The 21,741-nt window shown below is 59.8% G+C and carries 21 protein-coding genes; 7 read left to right on the top strand and 14 right to left on the bottom strand.

The window, feature by feature from the left end; all coding sequences use genetic code 11:
• Positions 1-255 precede the first annotated feature (255 nt).
• Positions 256-1,002 (bottom strand): DUF899 domain-containing protein, encoded by a 747-nt coding sequence (locus ACA064_RS23295; RefSeq protein ID WP_497670233.1) that lies wholly within the window; start codon positions 1,000-1,002, stop codon positions 256-258.
• A gap of 207 nt (positions 1,003-1,209) precedes the next feature.
• On the opposite strand from ACA064_RS23295, the gene ACA064_RS23290 reads away from it, so the two are divergent.
• Positions 1,210-1,602: a transcriptional regulator gene (locus tag ACA064_RS23290; protein ID WP_497670232.1), complete on the top strand. Its 393-nt coding sequence runs from the start codon at positions 1,210-1,212 to the stop codon at positions 1,600-1,602.
• A 51-nt stretch (positions 1,603-1,653) separates the two neighbouring features.
• Here the strand turns inward: ACA064_RS23290 and ACA064_RS23285 are convergent, their stop codons facing one another.
• The 3 genes from ACA064_RS23285 to ACA064_RS23275 all read right to left on the bottom strand — a co-directional run bounded on the left by ACA064_RS23285 (position 1,654) and on the right by ACA064_RS23275 (position 3,706).
• Entirely contained in the window at positions 1,654-2,523 is an 870-nt protein-coding gene (locus ACA064_RS23285) for a DUF6279 family lipoprotein (protein WP_497670231.1), read from the bottom strand.
• A gap of 65 nt (positions 2,524-2,588) precedes the next feature.
• Positions 2,589-3,308: a TorF family putative porin gene (locus ACA064_RS23280; RefSeq protein ID WP_497670230.1), complete on the bottom strand. Its 720-nt coding sequence runs from the start codon at positions 3,306-3,308 to the stop codon at positions 2,589-2,591.
• 209 nt (positions 3,309-3,517) lie between these two features.
• Positions 3,518-3,706 (bottom strand): PFL_1563 family small protein, encoded by a 189-nt coding sequence (locus ACA064_RS23275; protein ID WP_017337097.1) that lies wholly within the window; start codon positions 3,704-3,706, stop codon positions 3,518-3,520.
• 352 nt (positions 3,707-4,058) lie between these two features.
• Here ACA064_RS23275 and ACA064_RS23270 point away from each other — a divergent pair, with 352 nt between their 5' ends.
• The gene (locus ACA064_RS23270; protein ID WP_497670229.1) at positions 4,059-4,895 is read left to right on the top strand and encodes a CvfB family protein; all 837 of its coding nucleotides are present in this window, start codon (positions 4,059-4,061) and stop codon (positions 4,893-4,895) included.
• Positions 4,896-5,056: 161 nt separating this feature from the next.
• Entirely contained in the window at positions 5,057-5,986 is a 930-nt protein-coding gene (locus ACA064_RS23265; RefSeq protein WP_497670228.1) for a DMT family transporter, read from the top strand.
• Here ACA064_RS23265 and ACA064_RS23260 read toward each other — a convergent pair.
• On the bottom strand, positions 5,934-7,112 hold the full coding sequence (locus ACA064_RS23260) for an MFS transporter (protein WP_497670227.1): 1,179 nt from the start codon (positions 7,110-7,112) through the stop codon (positions 5,934-5,936). The genes ACA064_RS23265 and ACA064_RS23260 overlap by 53 nt on opposite strands.
• A gap of 103 nt (positions 7,113-7,215) precedes the next feature.
• Here ACA064_RS23260 and ptrR point away from each other — a divergent pair, with 103 nt between their 5' ends.
• Both ptrR and ACA064_RS23250 read left to right on the top strand, forming a co-directional pair.
• On the top strand, positions 7,216-8,109 hold the full coding sequence (ptrR, locus tag ACA064_RS23255; RefSeq protein ID WP_497670226.1) for a putrescine utilization regulator PtrR: 894 nt from the start codon (positions 7,216-7,218) through the stop codon (positions 8,107-8,109).
• Between the two features lie 133 nt (positions 8,110-8,242).
• On the top strand, positions 8,243-8,368 hold the full coding sequence (locus tag ACA064_RS23250) for a PA1414 family protein (protein ID WP_263596377.1): 126 nt from the start codon (positions 8,243-8,245) through the stop codon (positions 8,366-8,368).
• Positions 8,369-8,544: 176 nt separating this feature from the next.
• On the opposite strand, the gene ACA064_RS23245 is transcribed toward ACA064_RS23250, so the two are convergent.
• The 6 genes from ACA064_RS23245 to speB form a co-directional block, all read right to left on the bottom strand.
• A complete protein-coding gene (locus tag ACA064_RS23245; RefSeq protein WP_497670225.1) occupies positions 8,545-8,796 on the bottom strand; it encodes an acyl carrier protein in 252 nt (83 codons plus the stop codon).
• 264 nt (positions 8,797-9,060) lie between these two features.
• Positions 9,061-9,786: an MBL fold metallo-hydrolase gene (locus ACA064_RS23240; protein ID WP_497670224.1), complete on the bottom strand. Its 726-nt coding sequence runs from the start codon at positions 9,784-9,786 to the stop codon at positions 9,061-9,063.
• Between the two features lie 98 nt (positions 9,787-9,884).
• Positions 9,885-11,270 carry a sodium:solute symporter family protein gene (locus tag ACA064_RS23235; protein WP_497670223.1) on the bottom strand — a complete coding sequence of 462 codons (1,386 nt, stop codon included), beginning with the start codon at positions 11,268-11,270 and terminating at the stop codon, positions 9,885-9,887.
• A gap of 252 nt (positions 11,271-11,522) precedes the next feature.
• Positions 11,523-13,034: a purine-cytosine permease family protein gene (locus ACA064_RS23230; RefSeq protein WP_497670222.1), complete on the bottom strand. Its 1,512-nt coding sequence runs from the start codon at positions 13,032-13,034 to the stop codon at positions 11,523-11,525.
• A 22-nt stretch (positions 13,035-13,056) separates the two neighbouring features.
• Positions 13,057-13,461 carry a YybH family protein gene (locus ACA064_RS23225; protein WP_497670221.1) on the bottom strand — a complete coding sequence of 135 codons (405 nt, stop codon included), beginning with the start codon at positions 13,459-13,461 and terminating at the stop codon, positions 13,057-13,059.
• Positions 13,462-13,470: 9 nt separating this feature from the next.
• Positions 13,471-14,421 (bottom strand): agmatinase, encoded by a 951-nt coding sequence (gene speB / locus ACA064_RS23220; RefSeq protein WP_497670220.1) that lies wholly within the window; start codon positions 14,419-14,421, stop codon positions 13,471-13,473.
• A 245-nt stretch (positions 14,422-14,666) separates the two neighbouring features.
• Between speB and ACA064_RS23215 the strand changes: the two genes are divergently transcribed.
• Both ACA064_RS23215 and ACA064_RS23210 read left to right on the top strand, forming a co-directional pair.
• Positions 14,667-15,560, top strand: coding sequence for a LysR family transcriptional regulator (locus ACA064_RS23215; RefSeq protein ID WP_095054283.1), 894 nt, complete (start codon positions 14,667-14,669; stop codon positions 15,558-15,560).
• Between the two features lie 13 nt (positions 15,561-15,573).
• Positions 15,574-16,173: a tRNA-uridine aminocarboxypropyltransferase gene (locus ACA064_RS23210; protein WP_497670219.1), complete on the top strand. Its 600-nt coding sequence runs from the start codon at positions 15,574-15,576 to the stop codon at positions 16,171-16,173.
• Between the two features lie 167 nt (positions 16,174-16,340).
• Here the strand turns inward: ACA064_RS23210 and ACA064_RS23205 are convergent, their stop codons facing one another.
• From ACA064_RS23205 to ACA064_RS23195, 3 genes are read right to left on the bottom strand one after another with little or no spacing between them, the layout of a single operon-like run.
• Entirely contained in the window at positions 16,341-17,696 is a 1,356-nt protein-coding gene (locus ACA064_RS23205; RefSeq protein ID WP_497670218.1) for an HlyD family type I secretion periplasmic adaptor subunit, read from the bottom strand.
• Positions 17,697-17,705: 9 nt separating this feature from the next.
• Positions 17,706-19,865, bottom strand: a complete 2,160-nt coding sequence (locus ACA064_RS23200; protein WP_497670217.1) for a type I secretion system permease/ATPase — start codon at positions 19,863-19,865, stop codon at positions 17,706-17,708.
• An 18-nt stretch (positions 19,866-19,883) separates the two neighbouring features.
• Positions 19,884-21,242, bottom strand: a complete 1,359-nt coding sequence (locus ACA064_RS23195; RefSeq protein WP_497670216.1) for a TolC family outer membrane protein — start codon at positions 21,240-21,242, stop codon at positions 19,884-19,886.
• Positions 21,243-21,741 lie beyond the last annotated feature (499 nt).

Here is a 21,741-nt window from a genome sequence, read left to right as displayed (position 1 = left end):
CCGGGCGCACGTCGGAAGCGATCGCTCACTTCAATTTTAGGTCGGACGCCTGTTTGCTGCGCGACAGCGCAGCGTCGAAGACGCGGCGGCCACTCCCTCGCCACAGGTGCAATGTTCGCCTCAAAATCCTTTAACTGACTGGCATTGGGGCTTGCCCGCTACCACAGATTCAGCGCAGATCTTGTGGGCGCGGCCGGGCGGCGTTCCGATTGCCCGCGAAGGCGATTGAGCTGGCGAATACAGAGCCCATCAGTCTCACTCGGAACAACAGCTGGACGCCCCCTTGTCCATAGGTGGGTCTTCATAAAGATCATGATGACGAACCCAATCCATGATCTCGGTTTCGTTGCGTCCTTTGGGCGTCAGGTCCAGATAGTTGTAGGTACCCACCAGCAGGTCCAGGCCGCGGGCGTAGGTGGAGTAGGTGTGGAATATCTCACCGGCTTCGTTGCGATAGAACACGCTCAGGCCGGGTAATTCTTCTTCGGCGCCGTCGGATTTTTCGTAGTTATAGGTGGCAGTGCCGGCAGCGACGTCGGCGGCCCTGGCTGAAACGCCGAAATCGTAGTTGAAGTCGCAGCCAGCGGAGGAGATCCAGTCGAATTTCCAGCCCATGCGCTTTTTGAAGGCCTGGAATTCGGCGAATGGTGCGTGGGAAACCGCTACTACGGCTACGTCATGGTGAGCCAAGTGCTGGTTGGCACCGTCGATGTGGTCGGACAGGAATGAGCAGCCGGGGCAGCCTTCGTCCCAGCCTTCGCCGAACATGAAGTGATAGATGACTAATTGGCTGCGCCCGCCAAACAGGTCGGCCAGCGACAGCTCGCCGTTCGGGCCCTGGAAGCGGTAGGGCTTGTCGATTTTCACCCAGGGCAGGGCGCGGCGCTCGGCGCTGAGTTTGTCTCGTTCCCGGGTGAAGGCTTTTTCGTGGAGCAAATGCTCTTTGCGTGCCGCGAGCCATTGTTCTCGGGACACGACCTTGTGCTCTTGCAAGCTGTTCATGATCTTTCCTCCTGCGACTATTGCAGCGCGTTGCCAAGCGACTGCTTACACAGCCTAGTCGTTTGGCCATGGCTTGAATCGACAAGGCGCCCGGCGGTTTTTTCGCTGGATACGCAATAGCGCAGAACCTCGGCTGAACGGCTGAACGTGTCACCGGTCACAACCTGTGAAAGGCATCTATCTCTTATGCTTGGAGGTTGAATCAGGATGACGACTTATAACTGGGAGCTGATCGAACGATTGCTCCACGAAGTACAGAACAGTGCCGGGCACAGCTTTACCCCTCGGCCTTACGCTGAGCAGTACGCGGAGGAGAAGGCGGCCAATGGTGCGCCTGTAGGCAATCTGGATGAACTGAAGGTCACGGCCACGGAGTATGAAAAACTTCTGCTGGATCGCGGTTTTATCGAGCCCCGGCCGGAAGATGAGGGCGGAAATGGCGAGAACTTTGTGCTGACGTTAAGGGGTTCCAGTTTGCTGAGCCTGATCGACAGCAGTATTCCGGGCAATGATCACCCGCGCCAGGTGCTGGATGAGCAGCAGGATGCGCTGGACCCGATGATCTTTGATGAAGTGGCTTCCAGGGCGCAGATTGCGTGATTGGCCGAGGGGGGGTTGAGCCTGGCGAACAATCCAATGAGCACCAGCGCCTCACCCCTGCTGCGCCGCTTTCAAACACTTCAATGCATTAAAATCACTGCGCACTCCCTCGATTTTCTTCACTAAATGCTGGCGTTGAGCCGGTGTGCTTTGAGCCATCACGTCAACGAACAGGTTGCGGGCCGCAACTTCGGTCTGGCTGAAGGCCTGGCGATAGGCAGGAGTCCACAAGCTCTCGCGATTGACCAGCAGTTGCTCGATCCGTTGTGGGAATTCGCTGCTCTGACGCTGTTCCACGGCGGCACTGAATTGCTTCTGCCAATGGGCGCGGTTGTCGATCCATTGCCGGTTCTGTGGGCCTAGCGAGGTCGACCAGGCCACCACCCGTTGTTGCTGGCCGGCATTGAGCGGGCCTAGCCAGGTAGTCAGACGTTTAGTCATCCGTGCGCTGCGTTGTGTTATCTGCTGTTCCAGGGAGGGTTGGAGGTAGGCCTCCAGGCGCTTTTGTCGGTCTTTGGCGAACGCCTCGTTCATTTCCCTGACTTGTTGATCATCCAGGCCGCGAAGCAGTTCGATGGCTGATGGGGTGATTTCCCGGGCGGTTTGGGCAATCGCCTGCCTGGCGTCCACTGCCAGGCTTTGCAGGCCGGCGTCGGTGACCTGATTGCTCTCGACCATCGATTGCAGGCGGTCCAGCCAGTCAAGGTACCCCGGCAGTTGTGTGCTGCAGTGCCATTTAAGGTGTTCCTTGAGCTGCTCGTCGAACCAGCTTTTTTGCTCGCTGTTCATCACCAGGTAGTCGTTGAGCGTCCACGGGATGATCAGGTCGAGGTTGCGGTAGGCCAGGCCTACGCGAGTACAGCCGGACAGCACGAGGCTCAATATCAGCAGCAAACTGAAGTATTTCAACCGGCGCGCCATGGGCGAATCCTTGCGAATGCGTAGTCCTGCATCTGATCCCAGAATGGACCCGGCAGTTCATCGATTCAATAGAACGAGCGTACGGCCTTGAACGTCAGCAGGGCGTCGCATTCCGTGTTATGCCCGGAGTAGGCTGCACAGTCGCCGCCGCTGAGGTTTGAATCGCTGTAGATCAGGTTCAGGTCGATGCCCATCCACGGTCGGGAAAATTTTACCGACCAGTCATTGAAGCTGCTGACATAGCCGCCGTCAGCGATGGATACCGCTGAGCCGAGTTGGTGGGCGGTGTATTTGACGCTGATCCCGATCCCGAAGGGTTGGGTGCCGCCGAGGTCGGCGAACAGGGTGCTGTTGCTTTTATCCGGATCGCTGCTGAAGGCTGCGCCGAAGCGGCTGCCGAGGAAGGTCAGGCCGCCATACAGTTCCTGGCTGTCGAGCAGACTCAACTTCGGGTAGCTGTAGTGAATCATCCCCAACTCGTAGCCAAGGGTCGAGTCGAAGGACTGTTTGAAGCCCATATAGGAGTCGACTTCCAGATTGCTCGACGGGCTCACGCCCATGCTCGGCGCCCATTGGCCGACGTACCAGCCGCTGTCGTGACTCAGGTCCAGGCCACCATGGAATGAGCCGGAGCTTGAAGGTTTGACCAGCCCCTCGGCCATGCTGCGGCTGGGTGTGGTTCCGAGTTTGAGATCGAAGTCGCCCAGTTCGCGCTGGAAGATTTGCGCGTCGGCAACAGAACAAGCCAGCAGGGTGCCGGCCAGCAAAAGGGAGGGTTTGAACATGCTTCACTCCGTTGAAAGCGAGGAGCAGGAACCGCAGAACCTACTGAAACCCCCGATCTAGACGTGTGCAAGCATACCGGCGAATCCTCGGGGGAGAGGGCCGTTCGTCTGTTTATGCGAGATTGAGCAGCTGGCGGGGGTGTTGCGAGAGGGTTCCAGTCCAAGCGCTTCGAAGCTCAAAGCGCTTAGGGACCAGGTGACGCGAGGTATTACTTTTTGCCCAGGGTGATCTGCTTGGACGGGCCGAAAGTCTGGCCGCTGACGCCTTTGGCAATTTGCTGGATCTCGCCGCCAGACTTGAGGAACGCAGCAATCTGGTTGTTGATCGATTCGCTGGTTTCAACGGCTGGAGCTGGCTTTGCTTTGCTGTTGGATGCTTTTACACGCATGGCGGCCATTAACCTGTAGAAAATTAACTTGGCCACGCATCGTACAGGAAATACTTGACAATTGCTTGGTAAATATCTCCCTGAAATAACCTGGCCCACAGGTGGGTCACTCAGAAGTTAATCTTTGAAATACACAGCTAAGCCGCTGTTTTAAATCACAACCTTGGTCGCGGTAAGCGGTCCTGAGCAAAGCCTGGAAGGTGAAAAAACCCCTTGATTGGCCTGACGAGCGGGCCAAAATGAGTTCCCGAAGCCCCGTAAGTCAAGGTTCCAAAAGGTTTTTCATCGGCCACCCGGCTGGCCGCAGAACTGCACCGGCAAACTCGGGTAGAATGCCGCCCACGCAATGAGGGTATTGGAAATGGCTTTAGTCGGGCGCTACAACAGCTTGCAAGTGGTGAAACACACTAACTTTGGTTTGTATCTGGACGGTGGGGCGGACGGTGAAATCCTCTTGCCCAATCGTTATATTCCCAAAGATATTCCCAGTGAAGATGAAGACTGGCTCAACGTTTTCATTTATCTGGACAGCGATGACAAACTCATCGCAACTACTGAAAAGCCGAAAGTTCAGGTCGGCGATTTTGCCAGTCTGAAAGTCGTTGAAGTGAACAGCATCGGGGTTTTCCTCGATTGGGGTCTGCCCAAAGACCTGCTGCTGCCGTACTCCGAAGAAAAACGCCAGATGACAGCCGGCGAGTACTGCGTGGTGCATGTCTACCTCGACAAGCACACCCGCCGCATCACCGCCACCGCGCGCCTGGACCGCTACCTGGACAAGACCACGGCTAACTATCAGGTCGGTCAGGAAGTTGATTTGCTGGTGGCCGAAGCGACCGACATGGGCTTCAAGGCGATCATCAACAACAAGCACTGGGGCCTGATCCACAAGAACGAAGTGTTCAAGTTCATGCGCGCCGGCAAGGAAGAAAAAGGCTTCATCAAGGAGATCCGTGCCGATGGCAAGATCAGCCTCAGCCTGCAGCCGGTTGGCGAAGAAGCTTCCAGCAGCCTGAACTCGAAGATCCTCAGCAAGTTGCGCGAAAACAACGGCACCTTGCCGGTCAGCGACAAGAGCGACCCGGCGGTGATCAGCGGTTTGTTCGGCGTCAGCAAGGGCAACTTCAAGAAGGCCATTGGCGCGCTCTACAAGAACGGACAGATCGTGATTCACGCCGACCGTATCGAATTGAGCTGAGCCCCGAAAAGATCGCAGCCTGCGGCAACTCCTACGCCGACCCTGTACACCTGTGACTGAGCAGGTGTACGCAATTCCCGCGTAGGAGCTGCCGCAGGCTGCGATCTTTTGATCCTGATCTGAGTGTCTCCAATGTTTTTGTCTGTCTTCGAGGTTCTGCGGTGAGTTATTCACGGCGCAGCGCCGATGGTTTTGCCCTGCAAGTGATGCTCGGTCTGTGCCTGATCTGGGGCGTGCAGCAGGTGATGATCAAATGGGCGGCAGCGGACATCGCGCCGATCATGCAGGCCGCCGGCCGCTCCGGCATCGCCGCGGTACTGGTGGCGTTGCTGATCTGTTGGAAGGGCGGCTGGGAGCAGGTCGGCAGTACCTGGCGCGGCGGTCTGCTCGCCGGCAGTCTGTTTGGCCTCGAGTTCCTGTTCATCGCCGAAGGCCTGCAACTGACCACGGCGGCGCACATGTCGGTGTTCCTCTACACCGCACCGATCTTCACCGCCCTGGGCGTGCACTGGCTGTTGCCGAGTGAGCGGCTGAGGCCCTTGCAATGGTTGGGGATTCTCCTTGCGTTTGTCGGCATCGGCTTTGCGTTTGCCGGTGGGCTGTCGCTGGATAATCTCGACCGGCGGATGCTGCTGGGGGATGTCTTGGGCATATTGGCCGGGGCAGCCTGGGGCGCGACCACAGTGGTAGTGCGCGCTTCACGCTTGTCCGAAGCGCCGGCGACCCTGACCTTGTTCTACCAGCTGATCGTCGGCTTCGTCGGACTGCTGCTGATTGCCGCCGTGAGCGGGCAGATCAGCCATGTCAGCCTGACCACCGTGGCAGTGGCCAGCGTGCTGTTCCAGGGCCTGGTGGTGTCGTTCTTCAGTTACCTGACCTGGTTCTGGTTGTTACGCCGTTATATGGCAGCGAATCTGGCGGTGTTCTCCTTTATGACGCCGTTGTTCGGCGTCACCTTCGGTGTGGTGCTGCTGAATGAACCGCTGAGTTTCAACTTCATCGTTGGTGCCGTGCTGGTCTTGCTCGGCATCACCTTTGTCAGCGCAGAGCAGTGGGTGCGCCGTCGTTTGCACACAGCCCTCGGGCAATGACCGGGCGCAATAACAGCGCGCCCCCCAGCAGCAGACCACCCCCCGCCACGATCAGCGCCGGCTGCAGCCCACCACTGAAATGACTGCTCAGCGCCGCCAGCAACGGCCCGCTGAGCTGACCCACGGCGAAGCAGGCGGTCAGCAGCCCGGCATTACGTTGGGTGGCGTGAGGCGCCAGTTCCCGTGAGCGTTGCATCACCAGTTGCATGCAGGCCAGAAACGGTGTGCCGCAGAGAATCACTCCCAGCGCCAGTCCCGGCCCGCTGCCCAGCAGGCAAGCGAAGACTCCGGCGGCTTGCAGCCATAAGGTCGCGATCAACCAATGCCGGGTGGTGTTCGGATTGGGCCGACGCAGGCTGACCAATACCACACCGCTGGCTGCGGCCAGGCCGAAACACGGCCAGAACAGGTCGGCCTGCCATTGCCCCTGGAACTGCGCATTGGCCATCTGCGAGAGGAAGGTCGCAGGAATGATGTAACCCAGCCCGTACAAGGCATAGATCAACCCCAGTCGAGGGATTCCGGCATTGCCCGAGGTCAGCGCCATGGGTACAGCGGTCACGCTCGCTACCGGTTGTGGCAGGATCGGCAGAATCACCAGCAGCATCAGTAGCCCCACAGCGGCATACATTAGCCACAGGGTAGCCGAGCTTTGCCCTAGCAGATTCGAGCCCAGGGCCAGTAATCCGGTCAGGAAAATCCCCAGCCCCGGCCCGGCGAACACCAGTGCCCCGAGCCGTGGACGCCCGGCAGCCAACGCCAATGGCTGACTCAGCGCGGTGATCATCACCAGGACCCAGGCGCTGGCGACGCCGGTGCCGAAACGCAGCAGCAGATGCGTCCAGAAGCCCGTTGCCCAGTACGAAGCCAGCGTCAGCAACACGCACAACCACAAACCGCCGAGCAAACGACGACGCACCTGCCCGGGACGGCGGGCGAACATCGCGTCCAGTGCGCCGATGAAGTAACCCAGGTAGTTGGCCGCTGCGATCAGCCCGGCGGCGGTCAGGTCGATCTGACCTTCACTGAGCAGGTGCGGCAGTTGCGGGGTGAGGGCGAAGCGGCCAATACCCATGGCCATCATCAAGGCTATGAAACTGGCGAGCAGGCGAATCAGCGGTGACATGGTCTGGATTCCGACAAAGGAGCAATGACCGTCAGGCTAGGACTGATTGACTTTCTTTAAAAATGAATAATAGTGAGTAACTTGTTCATATTTGGAGAAAGGTGTGGAGTTCAGCCAATTGCGCATCTTCCAGGCCGTCGCCGAGGAAGGTTCCATCACCCGGGCCGCCGAGCGGCTGCATCGGGTGCCATCCAATCTGTCGACCCGGCTCAAGCAGCTGGAAGAGCAACTGGGTGTCGAACTTTTTGTCCGTGAACGGCAGCGCTTGCAGTTGTCACCCGCTGGCAAGGTGCTGCTGGACTACACCGCGCGGCTATTTGCCTTGCACGATGAAGCCCACTCGGCGGTACAGGGTGGCCAACCGGCCGGGGATTTCGTGTTGGGCACCATGTACAGCACCGCGGCGATTCATCTGCCGGCGTTGCTGGCGCGATACCACCGCACCTACCCGACGGTGAACCTGCAAGTGCAGTCTGCCCCCAGCGGTGAGCTGCTGGAAGGCTTGCTCACCGGCCGGCTTGACGCGGCACTGGTGGATGGGCCGCTGGAACTGGCCGGACTCGACGGGGTGCCACTGTGCGACGAGAAGTTAGTGCTGATCAGCGAGGCCGAGCATCCGCCGGTACGCAGCGCCCTGGATGTGCAAGGGCGCTCGGTGTTTACCTTTCGTCGGGGTTGCTCGTACCGTATGCGTCTGGAGGCCTGGTTTGCCAATGATCACGCGACCATGGGCCGGGCGATGGAGATCGAGTCGTATCAGGGGATGCTGGCCTGTGTGATTGCCGGTTCCGGTGTGGCATTGATGTCGGAGTCGATGCTCGCCAGCCTGCCAGGGCGCGAAAGCGTGGCGGTGCACCCGCTGGCCGAGCCGTTCGCCAGCGCCACCACCTGGCTGATGTGGCGCAAGGGCATGGTCGGCGCGAACCTCAATGCCTGGATCGAACTGCAACAGGCAGCAAGCCCTGTGCAACCGGCGTTAGCCAGGGCCAGCGCATGATTCGGCACATTCTAAATAATTCTGTAACAGATCATTGTCATACCGGGCGAGCATTGCGTAGGAGTTCGGACTATTATCAGTTAGAAGCGGCTACAGAATCCCGGTCGCTCGGCATTACCCTGAAGGGGGCACCATGAAAGAGAAAATTCAAAACTGGCTCCACGACCTCGGTGTTGCTCTCGGCCTGATTGAACCGCCTCTGCAACCCGTGCCAATCCGTACAGACGACGAACAGCGTCGACGTCAGCAGCGCAGATAGATGCTCGCTGGCCTTGTGGGAGCGGGCTTGCTCGCGAAGACGGCCTGACAGCCAACTTGGCTCCTATGGATGTACCCAGATCCACTGTGGGAGCGAGCTTGCTCGCGATGGCGGCCTGACAGCCGACCTGTCTCTTGCGAATGTACCCAAATCATTGGGTACATCCGCCCACCCGCTCAACGCCCGGAAATCTCCAGCAGAAACCGGCACAGGTCATCGACTGTGATTGCGCGCTTGAGCAGTTGATCTTCTTCGCGGGTGAAAGCGCTCAGCTCGAACTCGTCTTCCAGGCGGAAGATCAGCTCCTCGATATCCTGCTTGTCCAGCCCCAACTGCTCCAGGCTCATGTCATCATCAAATCCATCTTTGCCGTCCAGTAGACGACCAATGTAGCGATGCACGGCGTCACGCACGGCTGCTCTATTCATGTTGATTCCTCGCGCGGCTCAGGTGTTGCTCGTCACGAGCAGTTTTTTTCAGGGGTGAACCGGGAGGAGGGGGTTGTTTCTTGATGGCGCGGCAGATGACTCGTGGTGTTTGAGTACGGTACATACACACCTCTGGCAGGGGGAGGTTGTCGTGATGTTTGACCCGTCCTGGGGGCACTGCGATAGCTGTCAGAGATGACGCTAGCGATCCTTGTACCGTCTTCCTGCAAAAACGGCAGTCGCTAACCGCCAGTACAGCACAGATTACTGATGCTGCCGGTTCCACTCATCAATCAGCGTGCGCAGGCGTTCACCGGAAAAACTCGGGAAGTGTCCGCCGTGCACGGTGCGGATTGGCAATTCGCGTAGGCGCTGCAGGCTTTTCGCGTAGTCCTCGAGATTGGAGTGGTAGGCATCTTCGATCAACGGGCCGTCGTAGATGATGTCGCCGCTGAACAGGGTACCGGTAGCGGCTTCCCAGAGGCTGATGCCACCCGGTGAATGGCCGGGCGTGTGCAGCACCTGCAGGGTGCGGTTACCGAGATCGAGCACGTCGCCTTCTTCGATCAAGCGAGTGGCGGGCGCGGCCTTGACCCGGTATTCGGCGTAGCACAATGGGCAATCCGGATGGGCCTCGAACATCTCGTCACCGACGAACGCCGTTGCCAGGGTGTTGTCGCCATCGGGTTCGGCGAGGATCTGTGCTTCGGCCGGATGCACCAGGCGCTCGGGGAATTCATGATGGCCGGCGATGTGGTCGAAATGAGTGTGGCTGGCGACTGCCAGCAGCGGTCGTTCGGTGAGCCAGGGCAGTTGCTCGCGCAGGCTCACCAGCCCTGAACCGCTGTCCACCAGCAGGTCCTTGTCGCGGCCCTGGATGTGCCACAGGTTGCAGCGGTAGAAGGGGCGGATATACGGCTCGTGAATCAGGCGCACGCCGTCGCTCAGGGTTTTGACTTCGAACCATTGATCGCGGCTGACTATTTTCATTGCGCTTCCCTCGGAGGAAAAATTCAGGCGAAAAAAAAGGGTACGGCAACCGACGCCGTACCCATCGAAGAAAATGGTAAACCGTTGTTACGCTCAGATTAGATCGCGTTGGCCACGTTCGCTGTTACCGGGCGAGGGGACAACAGACTGACCACGACGAAGCTGATCAAACCGACCGCGAGGCTGTAGTAGATCGGCGTGTTGGCCTCCATACCATCCTTGAACATGAACACCAGGGCAGTGACGAAGCCCAGGCCCATGCTGGTGATGGCGCCAGCGGTGGTCGCACGTTTCCAGAAAATGGCGCCCATCAGCGGGATCAGCATGCCGCCCACCAACAGGTTGTAAGCCAGGGTCAGGGCGCTGAGCACGTCGTTGACCACCAGTGCGATACCGAGCACAGCGATGCCGGTCAGCAGGGTGAACAGACGGTTGATGTTCAGGCTCGACTGTTTGCCGCCGCGCAGTCTTGGCAGCAGGTCTTCGGTCAAGGTGGTGGAGGCGGCCAGCAGACCGGCACTGGCGGTGGACATCATGGCGGCCAGGGCGGCAGCGATCACCAGACCCCGGATGCCGTCCGGCAGAGAGGCTTTGACGATGGCGGCAAAGGCGTTGTTGACGTTGTCCAGGTCCGGCAGCAGCACGTGGGCGGCCATGCCGATCAGGGCGCAGGCCAGACCATAGGCGATGCAGTAGACCCCGGCGACGGTGCCGGCGACCTGGGCGACTTTTTCACTTTTGGCGGTGAACACCCGCTGCCAGATGTCCTGACCGATCAGGATCCCGAAGAAGTAGATCAGGAAGTAAGTGATGATGGTGTCCCACCCGATGGTGGTGAAGCTGAAGTTCGAGGCTGGCAGCTTGGTCACCAGTTCATCCCAACCGCCTACACGGTACAGGCAGATCGGCAGCAGGATGAACATCAGGCCGACGGTCTTGATCACGAACTGGACGATGTCGGTCAGGGTCAGCGACCACATGCCGCCGATGGTCGAGTAAACCACCACCACACCACCGCCGAGCAGTACCGAAATCCAGAACGGCAGGCCGAACAGCACTTCCAGTACAGTGCCGATCGCCAGGATCGAGGTCACGCCGATCATCAGCGCGTAGGCCAGCATGATCACCGCGCTGGCCTGACGGGCCATCGGGTTATAGCGCTTTTCCAGAATCTGGGTAACGGTGAAGATTTTCAGCTTGAGCAGCGGTTTGGCGAGGAACAGGTTCAGCGCGATGATGCCCAAACCCAGTGCTGCGCAGAGCCAGAAGCCGGAGATGCCGTGGACATAACCCAGGCGCACGGTGCCGACTGTCGAGGCGCCGCCCAGAACGGTGGCAGCCATGGTGCCCATGTACAGGGTCGGACCGAGGTTGCGTCCGGCCACCAGGTAATCTTCGTGGGTCTTGGCCTTGCGCATGCCGTAGTAACCGAGCACCAGCATGCCTGCGGCATAAATGAGTACAACAAATAAATCCAAAGCCATTACAACGTGTCTCCGATTGTCTTTTTTATGGTGAAACCAGGTTTAAACCGCTTTTTTGTGGCGAGGGAGCTTGCTGTGGCGAGGGGGCTTGCCCCCGTTCGACTGCGTAGCAGTCGCAAAACCGGCCACGGGTTCTTTCTAAAAAATTACCGTTGCTGATTCTGGGGCCGCTTCGCGACCCAGCGGGGGCAAGCCCCCTCGCCACAAAATCTCCCTCGCCACATAAAGCCCGTTCCTACAGATAGTTCTTTATCAGGCTGCTTGTCTTAATTCAGATTTAGCGAGCGAATCCGTGCTCTTGCTGCGTGGATCGTTGGGCCCGAACACTGCAGCCGGTTCCGGGAACAGGCTCAGTAGCGCCAGGTACACCACGGATGCCAAGCCGAGAGTCACCGGCAGGCTGATATCGATACCACCCGCCAGGTCGCCCAGCGGACCGACGAACTGCCCCGGCAGGTTCACAAAGCACAAACCGACCAGTGCACTCGGGATCCAGGCGCCCAGGCCACGCCAGTTCCAGCCGTGCTGGAACCAGTAGCGACCACCTTTCTCGCCACGGGTGAACACTTGCAGGTCATCCGGGCAGTAGAAGCCGCGGCGCACCAGCAGGCCGATGATCATGATCACCATCCATGGAGTGGTGCAGGTGATGATCAGCACGGCGAAGGTCGACACGCTCTGCACCAGGTTCGCCGCAAAGCGCCCGATGAAGATGAAGGCAATCGACATCACGCCAATCAACAAGGTCGCCTTGACCCGCGACAGCACCCGCGGGAACACGCTGGACATGTCCAGCCCGGTGCCATACAGCGAAGTGGTGCCCGTGGACATGCCGCCGATCACCGCGATCAGGCACACCGGCAGGAAGAACCAGCTCGGTGAAACCGCCAGCAGCCCGCCGACATAGTTGTTCGCCGCGATGTAATCCGGCGCCTTGATCGCGACGATGGTCGCGGTGGCCAGGCCGAACAGAAACGGAATCAAGGTGGCTGCCTGCGCGGCGATGACCGCCAGCATGATCCGGCCTTTCGGGGTTTCGCGCGGGATGTAGCGCGACCAGTCGCCGAGGAACGCGCCGAAGGATATCGGGTTGCTCATGGCCACCAGCGCGGCACCGATGAAGGCGGCCCAGAAGCCGGCCTGACCGAGGCTGACGGTGCCGGCGAACTGGCTGTCGAAGGCCGGCGCGAAGGCAAAGATCCCCAGCAGGAACAACAGGCTGGCAGCCCACACCGCAATCCGGTTGACCCACAACATGAAGCGGAAACCGTAAATGCATACGGTCAGCACCAGAATCGCGAACAGGCCGTAGGCCAGGCCCAGGCTCAGGTCGGTTTCCGGCAGGCCGATCAAGCGTTTGGCGCCGCCGATCAACGCGTCGCCGGAACTCCATACCGACAGCGAGAAGAACGCGATGGCGGTCAGCAACGACAGGAACGAACCGACGATCCGCCCGTGCACGCCGAAATGCGCACCGGAAGACACAGCGTTGTTGGTTCCGTTGAGCGGGCCGAACAGGCCCATGGGCGCGAGGATGATCGAGCCAAGCAAGACGCCCAGCACAATTGCCCAGACCCCGGCTTGAAACGACAGGCCGAACAGCACCGGGAAGCTGCCGAGCACAGCGGTGGCGAAGGTGTTGGCACCGCCGAAGATCAGGCGAAACAGATCGCTTGGTTTGGCGGTACGCTCATGGTCCGGGATCTGTTCGACCCCGAAGGTTTCAATAGTACTGATGCTGTTTTCTTTGTTTTTGTTATTCATGATCTGCTCCGATCACACGAGGCTAAGGGGGTGGCAGCCCATCCGGCATTGCGGACAAATGTTCATGGCAGGCCAGCCAGCGGCCTTGTTGCTTGCGAAACACAATGGTTTCGCGTTCCTGGCTAAAGAGTTGCTCCCCTTGCATGCGCAGCTCGGTGGCGACGTCATGAATAAAAATCGCCACGTCACCCTGCAGGCTGACGAAGGCGTTGCTCGAGGTGCACGAGAGCACTTCGAATCCATCCTCGAGACGCCAGGTGTCCCACAAGGCCTGATAGGCCTCGCGGGACAGCAACGGCTGTTCGAGGGTGTAGAAAACGAAGCTGGCGTCGGCGCTGAACGCGCCGAAGTAGGCTTCGCGATCGTTACGGGCGAAGGCCGACACCAGTTCGGCGGCGGCTTTCAACACCTGATCACGTTCGCTCATGATCAATCCTCAGCGGTGGGCCACGCCCGGCAGTACGCAGAGCATTTCGTACAGCAGGTTGGCGCCCAGCAGCGAGGTGTTGCCGGTGGTGTCGTAGGGTGGCGAGACTTCTACCAGATCGCAGCCAATCAGGTCGAGGCCCTGGCAGCCGCGGATGATCTCGATCGCTTGAATGGTGGTCAGGCCGCCGATTTCCGGGGTGCCGGTACCGGGTGCCCAGGCCGGGTCGATGCCGTCGATGTCAAAGCTCAGGTACACCGGGCCGCCGCCGACTTTCTCGCGGACTTCAGCCATCAGCGGTGCCATCGAGTGGTGCCAGCATTCTTCGGCCTGAATCACCCGGAAGCCCTGTTTACGGCTCCAGTTGAAGTCTTCAGCCGTGTAGCCCTGGGCCCGCAGACCAATCTGTACCACGCGGTCGCAGTCAATCAGGCCTTCTTCCGCGGCGCGGCGGAAGGTGGTGCCGTGGGCGATTTTCTCACCGAACATGTGATCGTTCACATCGGCGTGGGCATCGATATGCACCAGACCGACCTTGCCATGCTTCTTATGGATGGCACGCAGGATTGGCAGGGTGATGGTGTGGTCGCCACCCAGGGTCAGGGGGATAACGTTGTGCTCGAGGATCTCGTCGTAGGCTTCTTCGATGATGCGCACGGAGTCCAGCAGGTTGAAGGTGTTGATCGCCACGTCACCGATGTCGGCGACCGACAGCGAGTCGAAAGGCGCAGCACCGGTGGCCATGTTGTACGGGCGGATCATCACCGATTCAGCGCGAATCTCACGTGGGCCGAAGCGGGTGCCGGGGCGCAGCGAGGTGCCGATGTCCAGCGGGATGCCGATGAAGGCAGCGTCCAGGCCGGCAGCGGATTGCAAATGGGGGAGTCGCAGCATGGTGGCGATGCCGCCGAAGCGCGGCATTTCATTGCCGCCCAGTGGTTGGTGAAGAATCTTGTCCACGGGTAGGGCCTCATCGTTGTTTTATTTGTCAGGGGCCGATTCTGCGAAATGTAGTGAGCGAGAAGAATCGCTACGGGCAAATACTTAGTTCAGATTTTTCTAAACTAATGGGCTTTGGCGGATTAGACTTTGCACCAGGTATCTAAGGCGAACGCCAAACCTGTGGCGAGGGAGCTTTTGTTGTTCGCCACAGTAATCCCCGTAGCCACAAAGGCTTTGTGCGTCACCTTGTAATTGGAGCCCCCATGGCCAACGCTTTACCCGACCTCAAACTTTTGCGCATCTTCGTCAGCGTGGTGCGGCATCAGGGGTTTGCCAATGCCCAGCAGGAACTCAACCTGTCGACGTCGGCCATCAGCACTTACATGAGCCAGCTCGAAGCCGCGTTGGGCCTGGTGCTTTGCCATCGTGGCCGGGGCGGTTTCAGCCTGACCAGCAAAGGCGAGCTGTTCCACCAGGAAACCCTGCGCCTGCTCGGCGAGCTGGAAGGCTTCGAGCAATACGCCGCGGCGCTCAAGGGCGAATTGCGTGGCACCCTCAACCTCGGGGTCATCGACTCCACCGTCAGCGACAAGGCCTTGCCGTTCGCCGAAGCCATCGGCGCCTACAGCCAGGAGCACCCGGCGGTTCATTTGCACTTGTCGGTCATGAGTCCCTATGAGCTGCAGCTCGGCGTTCAGGACAATCGTCTGGACCTGGCGATCGGCGCGTTTTCCACCCGTATGAGCGGGCTGGTCTATATGCCGCTGTATCGCGAGCAGCACTGGTTGTATTGCAGTAGTCGTCATCCGTTGTTCAGCGAGCGGCGCATCCCCGAGCAAGTCATCACCCAGCAACGCATGGTCGGGCGCGGTTACTGGAGCCAGGCCGAACTGGCTCGCCATGGCTTCAAGCACAGCGCGGCGACGGTGGAGAGTATGGAGGCGCAACTGATTCTGGTGCTGTCCGGCGCCTACATCGGTTACCTGCCGGAGCACTATGCCCAGGCCTGGGCCGACAAGGGCGATTTGCGGGTGTTGCTGCCGGCGACCTTTGGTTATCAGGCGCCGTTCTCGATGATCGTGCGCCGTGGTCGCAGCCGTGAACCGCTGATCCAGACCTTCCGCGACTTGCTCAAAGCCCAGCTCAACCAGGCCTGATCGGGAGAACCCTATGTCCAGACGCCAATGCTCCCGTTGCCTGCGCCCTGAAACCCATTGCCTGTGCCCATTGATCCCGCACCTGGACAGCCGCACCCGGGTGTTGCTGTTGCAGCATCCCAGTGAAGTGAACCATGCATTGAATACCGCACGGCTGGCGGCGTTGGGGCTGAACAATGCCGAGTTGATCGTCGGCGAGGTGTTCGAGGATTTACCCGGGCTGCTCAATCAGCCGGGTTATCAGGCGCGGTTGTTGTTTCCGGCGCAGGATGCGCAGCCATTGCAGGCCTACACCCCGGCGGATCAACCGCTGCTGCTGGTGGTGCCGGACGGTACCTGGCGCAAGGCACGCAAGATGCTGCACCTCAATCCGCTGCTGGCGGCGTTGCCGCGGGTGACATTGGCCGAGGGCGCGGTGTCGCGTTATCGCTTGCGCAAGGCACCGGGGCCTGGAGCGTTGTCGACGGTGGAGGCGATTGTCCAGGCGTTGCAGATCCTTGAGGCACCGACCTCGTTCGAACCGTTGTTGCGGCCGTTCGAAGCCTTGATCGAGAGGCAGATTGCGGCAATGGGGGAGGAGACTTTTCGGCGCAATCATGGTGGGGAAATTTAGAAGAACGGCGCGATCCCCTGTGGCGAGGGGGCTTGCCCCCGTTCGGCTGCGAAGCAGTCGTAAAACCGGCTGATGCGATCAACCTGACACAACGGGGTGAATGGTTTTGGGGTCGCTGCGCGAGCCAGCGTGGGCAAGCCCCTCGCCACATGAGGGCCCAGAAAGTGCTACCGCTCCCGCATCGCCTCGGTCCTGGCCTTGAGCACCGGTTTGAGCAGGTAATCCAGCACACTTTTCTCGCCGGTGATGATGTCCACGGTGGCGACCATGCCGGGGATGATCAGCAATGGTTTGACGTCGCCGCCCAGGTGGTTTTTGTCGGTGCGCACCTGGATCAGGTAGAAGCTGTTGCCCTTGTCGTCGGTGATGGTGTCGGCGCCGATCAGTTCGAGCTTGGCGCTCAGGCCACCGTAGATGGTGTAGTCGTAGGCGCTGAACTTGACCATGGCTTTTTGCCCTGGATGCAGGAAGGCCACATCCTGCGGCCGGACCTTGGCTTCGATCAGCAGGTTGTCCTCCAGCGGCACGATTTCCACCATGTCGCTGCCCGGCTGGACGACGCCGCCAATGGTGTTGACCTTGAGCACTTTGATGATCCCGTGCACCGGCGAGACCACCGTGGTGCGGGTCACCCGGTCATCGATGGCGATGCTCGACGCGGTGATTTTCGACAGGTCGGTACGTTTTTCGTTGAGCTCCTTGGCGGCATCCGAGCGGAAGCCCTGCACCGATTCATCGAGCTTGCTCTTGATCTCGTTGATCGCCGATTCGGCTCGTGGAATGGCCAGGGTGGTGGCGTTCAATGAGCCGCGAATCTCCACCGCGCTGCGTTTGAGCCGAAGGATTTCCACCGGCGACACCGCGCCGGTGCCCACCAGCGGCGCCGACATGTTCATTTCCTGTTGCAGCAGCGCCAGGCTGGAACTGAATTGCCCCTGTTTGGAGCGAAACTCCGCCAGTTCCTGGGTTTTTTGCCGAAGTTGTTCGGTCAGCGTGCGCTGTTCGCTGGCCAGCCGTCGTTGCCGTTGTTCAAACAGCGAACGTTCGTCTTCAGCCACTTGCGGGGCTTTGGCAATGACTTCGGCGGAGAGCTTGAAAGGCCGTCCTTCGGCCTCGGCGGACAGGCGTTCGACCTGGGCGATCAAGGCAAAACGATCGGCTTCGCTCTCGCCCTTGTTGGACAGGAAACGAGTGTCATCAAGGCGCAGCAGGGTATCGCCCTTGTTGACCATTTGCCCTTCGCGCACGAAGATTTCGGTGACGATCCCGCCTTCCAGGTTCTGGATCACCTGAACCTTGCTCGACGGAATGGCCTTGCCTTCGCCCGTGGTGACTTCCTGCAGCACCGCGTACTTGGCCCAGACCACCGCGGTGATAATCAGCGCCGCGGCGATCCATACCGTCATCCGCGACCAGCGCGGCGAATCCTGCAACGAGGCGCCAGCCACTTCCGGCATGAATTCGCTTTCCGCGCTTTTGCCGAAGCTGTCGAAATAGCCGCGTGAACCTTGTGAAGCAGACATAGGCGACTCCTAAACAGCCGCAGAGCCGACACGGCCCTTGCGCAGTGCATCGATGACCGCTTCTTTCGGTCCGTCGGCGACGATCCGACCGTTGTCCAGTACCACCAGCCGATCCACCAGACTGAGCATTGAGGTGCGGTGGGTGACCAGCAGCAAGGTTTTGCCCTGAACCCAGCCATGCAGACGCTGACGCAGGACATCTTCGCTGCTGTTGTCCATGGCGCTGGTGGGTTCGTCGAGCAACATGATTGGCGGGTCGAGCAACAGCGCCCGGGCCAGCAATACGGCCTGACGCTGACCACCGGAGAGCAACTGGCCACGCTCGCCGACCGGTCGGTCGAAGCCTTGGGGATGTTGGCGGGCGAGTTCGGTGACACCGGTCAGCTCGGCGACTTCAAGCATCCGCGAGTCGCTGATGTAGCGCGCACCCAGGGTCAGGTTGTCGCGCAGGCTGCCTGCCAGCAGCGGCAGGTCATGGGCAACGTAGCCGATTTGCTGGCGCAGGTCGGCGACGTCCAGTTGCCGCAGGTCCAGGCCATCGAGCAGCAGTTGGCCTTCTTCCGGCGCATAAAAGCCCATCACCAGCCGCGCCAGGGTGCTTTTGCCCGAGCCGCTGCGACCGATGATGCCGATCCGTTCGCCGGGTTTCATGCTGAAACTGATATTGGCCAGGGCCGGGGCGTTTTGCCCGTTGTAGCGGAAGGTCACCTGGTTGACGTCCAGTGCGCCCTGCAGTTGGGTGCGTTCCAGCGGCCGTTGTTTGGCATCGCGTTCCTGCGGCAAGGACATCAACGCATCGGTGCTGCGCATGGTCAGTTGGGCTTGCTGATAGCGGGTGATCAGCCCGGCGATTTGCCCGAGCGGCGCCAGCACCCGGCTACCCAGCATATAGGTCGCCACCAGGGCGCCGACGCTGAGGTTGCCGGCAATGATGCTGTAGACCCCGGCGATGATGGTCGCCATGCCGGAGAACTGTTGAATGAACAGCGTACCGTTGGTGGCCAGTGCCGACAGGTTGCGCGCATGGCTGTCCAGACGGGTCAGGGCGCCGTGGGTGCTTTCCCATTTGTGCTGGCGTTCGCTTTCGGCGCTGCAGGCCTTGAGGGTTTCCAGGCCGCCGAGGGTTTCGATCAGCAAGGCCTGGCGTTCGGCGCCCAGGCTCAGACTCTTCTGCACCGTGTCGCGCAGGCGGACTTGAATCAGCATGGCGAAGATGATGGTGATCGGAAAAGCCAGCAGCGGAATCACCACCAGCCAGCCGCCGAGCAGGCCGATCACCACCAGCATCAGTACGGCGAAGGGCAGGTCGATCAGGCTGGTCAGGGTCACCGCGGTGAGGAATTCGCGCAGGCCCTGAAAGTCATGGATGCTTTGGGCAAAACCGCCGATAGTCGCCGGGCGGGCTTTCATCGACATGCCGGTGATGCGTTCGAACAGGGTGGCGGAAAGAATGATATCGGTCTTTTTCCCGGCCTGGTCCAGCAAATGGGCGCGGACCACCCGTAGCACCAGTTCGAATCCGGTACCGATCAACAGCCCGATGGACAGCACCCAAAGTGTCGAGGTCGCCTGATTCGGCACCACCCGGTCGTAGGTCTGCATGACGAACAGTGGCACCATCAACCCCAGCAGGTTGATCAGGAAACTGGCGAGAATTGCATCGCTGTACAGCCAGCGCGACAGCTTCAGGGTATCGCGGAACCAGGCTTCGACCCGCGGCACCAGGGGAGCGCGCAAGTCTTCGAGTTCATGCCGTGGCCGGGCGAACAGCGCCTGGCCACTGTAATCGTCGGCCAGTTCGTCAAAGCTGACCCATTGTTCGCCGCCCTCGGCTTCGCTCGGCAGGATCAACGCCTTGCCGTCGTCGCCCCAACGCCGCAAGACTGCGCAGCGGCCATGCTTGAGAATCAGCAGCACCGGTAAATTGAGCGCCGAGACGGCCCCCAATTCCCGGCGCAGCAGACGCGCCTGCAGGCTGGCCCGGGCTGCCGCACGGGGCAGCAGGTCCAGGCTCAGACGCTGCTGGGGCAACGGCAGCCCGGCGCTCAGACTGGCACGGCTGACGGTGCAGTCGTGCAGTTTGCAGAGGATCAACAATCCGTCCAACAACGGGTCATCAAAGCTCAGGCGCGGATCAACACCAGTGCTTACAGGTTCCATGCTGGTCAAATTGAGCTCTCCTTTTACCTACTTCATTTCTGGCAAACGGGCTTCGCTTCTTACATCCGATGCCGCAATGGCTTCGGCCGGCACCACCACCTTCTCCTTGTTCAGCAATTCGCCCATGTTGGCCAGCACGCGGTACATGGAGAATTCCTCGACGTAGCGCACTTCGGTGTAGCGGCGGTTGGCGTTATACAACTCGTTTTCGCTATCGAGCACGTCGAGCAGAGTCCGTTGGCCCAGGCCGAACTGATCCTGATAGGCCGATCGCACGCGAGTGGTGGTTTCAGCGTATTCCCGGGCTGTCGGGGTTTGTTTCTTCGCATTGACCATGGCGTTCCAGGCCAGGGTGATGTTCTCGTTGAGCATGCGCAGGGCGTTGTTGCGGATATCCATCGCCTGATTGATCTTGTGCGAATCCGATCGCAGTCGGGCCTTGTCACTGCCGCCCCGGAACAGGTTGTAGTTCATCACCACACCGACTCGCCATTCGTTGTCGTGGCCCTTTTCGCCTTGAATATTGTCGTTGGCGCCAACGGCGGCCTCGGCATCGAAGCGTGGATAAAACGGCGATTTGGCAACCTCGTACTGGCTCTCGGCGGAATGCACGTCAGCCTGTGCCGATTTCAGGTAGGGGTTGTTGTCCAGCATGCTTTGCCGCGCATCCGGCAAGGTGGCGGGTAATTCACCCCTGATCGAGGGCAGGGTTTCCAGTTCATCGGGCAGGCGCCCGACTACGCTGAGAAAGTTCGCCTCGGCATCGGCCAGGTCGACCTGGGCAGTGTCGTAGTTGTTTTCCGCCAGCGCCCGGCGGGCGCTCGACTGATCGCGGTCGGCGTTGCTGCCGACGCCGCGTTCGGTGCGCAGGCCGATCTGGTCGTTGACCCGCAGGTGCGCTTGCATGTTGTTTTTGGCCAGGGTTACCAGTTCACGGCGCTTGAGCACTTCGAGGTACACCTCGATGGTGCGCAAGGCCAGGCTTTCGGCGGTGCCACGGGTGTAATAAGCCCTGGAGTTGACGACGGATTTGGTCCGGCCGACTTCGTTGGAGGTGTTGAAACCATCAAACAGCATTTGCCGCAGACGCAGTTCCGACTGGGTGTAAGTCAGGGTTTCCGTGTTGTGATTACCCAAGGCGCGGGTGTTGGTGTTGTCGCTGTAGCCGCGGCCGTAAGCGGCATTCAAGTCGACAGTCGGGAAGAACCCCCCCCTGGCAATTTTCACGTCTTCGTCGGCGGACAAGCGATTGTTCTCACTGGCATGCAGTTCCGGATGATTATCCAGCGTGCTCTGAATCGCTTCGGTCAGTGACATGGCCTGCGCCTGATGCGAGCAAGCGATGGCCAATAAAATCGCGCTGCAGAGGGGTTTCAAAACGCCCATAGGTACTTCTCCCTGATCCTGATGGTGCTAGCAGTCGCCAAAAAAATGACGATCTTTATAGTTCAAACCGTTTCAGGTTTGTAACATCACAGCTAAGAACATCTTGGAGAAAAGCTAAGAAGAAATTCTCATAAGACTTATGCCAAAAAAAACTTATGCGCTCTGCAAAATCCGGCACATTGTTGAATCCAGAGGGCCCCGAGTTACAAGCGCTAGGGAGCTTTGTGGGGCTCTGTGAAAAGTTCAATCCATTTTTTCAACATAGGGCGGGGAAGTGGTGGAGGGGATGGAGTGACGCGGTTTTTTTGATGGCAGTTTTTTGACGCTGCCTTTGGGGATCGTGACACTGCTTTCGCAGGAAGGCTGTCCGGGTTGAATGAAGTTGATTTCATTCGGTTACCCCGGCAGAAACAGCTGGCCCCGCGAGGGATGAGTGAGGCGAGAAGATCGCGACGGAGCGCAGTTTACCTCGAGTAAACGAGCTGCCAGGCAGATGGTT

This window comes from Pseudomonas sp. LBUM1658 (assembly GCF_059716055.1).
Note: the sequence above shows the minus strand (reverse complement) of the source record. Positions and strands in the feature narration are given on the sequence as shown.

Excerpts from the sequence above, each read along its gene's own strand:
- ACA064_RS23295 (WP_497670233.1), bottom strand. The coding sequence starts at position 1,002 with ATGAACAGCTTGCAAGAGCACAAGGTCGTGTCCCGAGAACAATGGCTC.
- ACA064_RS23290 (WP_497670232.1), top strand. The coding sequence starts at position 1,210 with ATGACGACTTATAACTGGGAGCTGATCGAACGATTGCTCCACGAAGTA.
- ACA064_RS23285 (WP_497670231.1), bottom strand. The coding sequence starts at position 2,523 with ATGGCGCGCCGGTTGAAATACTTCAGTTTGCTGCTGATATTGAGCCTC.
- ACA064_RS23280 (WP_497670230.1), bottom strand. The coding sequence starts at position 3,308 with ATGTTCAAACCCTCCCTTTTGCTGGCCGGCACCCTGCTGGCTTGTTCT.
- ACA064_RS23275 (WP_017337097.1), bottom strand. The coding sequence starts at position 3,706 with ATGGCCGCCATGCGTGTAAAAGCATCCAACAGCAAAGCAAAGCCAGCT.
- ACA064_RS23270 (WP_497670229.1), top strand. The coding sequence starts at position 4,059 with ATGGCTTTAGTCGGGCGCTACAACAGCTTGCAAGTGGTGAAACACACT.
- ACA064_RS23260 (WP_497670227.1), bottom strand. The coding sequence starts at position 7,112 with ATGTCACCGCTGATTCGCCTGCTCGCCAGTTTCATAGCCTTGATGATG.
- ACA064_RS23250 (WP_263596377.1), top strand. The coding sequence starts at position 8,243 with ATGAAAGAGAAAATTCAAAACTGGCTCCACGACCTCGGTGTTGCTCTC.
- ACA064_RS23245 (WP_497670225.1), bottom strand. The coding sequence starts at position 8,796 with ATGAATAGAGCAGCCGTGCGTGACGCCGTGCATCGCTACATTGGTCGT.
- ACA064_RS23240 (WP_497670224.1), bottom strand. The coding sequence starts at position 9,786 with ATGAAAATAGTCAGCCGCGATCAATGGTTCGAAGTCAAAACCCTGAGC.
- ACA064_RS23235 (WP_497670223.1), bottom strand. The coding sequence starts at position 11,270 with ATGGCTTTGGATTTATTTGTTGTACTCATTTATGCCGCAGGCATGCTG.
- ACA064_RS23230 (WP_497670222.1), bottom strand. The coding sequence starts at position 13,034 with ATGAATAACAAAAACAAAGAAAACAGCATCAGTACTATTGAAACCTTC.
- ACA064_RS23225 (WP_497670221.1), bottom strand. The coding sequence starts at position 13,461 with ATGAGCGAACGTGATCAGGTGTTGAAAGCCGCCGCCGAACTGGTGTCG.
- ACA064_RS23215 (WP_095054283.1), top strand. The coding sequence starts at position 14,667 with ATGGCCAACGCTTTACCCGACCTCAAACTTTTGCGCATCTTCGTCAGC.
- ACA064_RS23210 (WP_497670219.1), top strand. The coding sequence starts at position 15,574 with ATGTCCAGACGCCAATGCTCCCGTTGCCTGCGCCCTGAAACCCATTGC.
- ACA064_RS23205 (WP_497670218.1), bottom strand. The coding sequence starts at position 17,696 with ATGTCTGCTTCACAAGGTTCACGCGGCTATTTCGACAGCTTCGGCAAA.
- ACA064_RS23195 (WP_497670216.1), bottom strand. The coding sequence starts at position 21,242 with ATGGGCGTTTTGAAACCCCTCTGCAGCGCGATTTTATTGGCCATCGCT.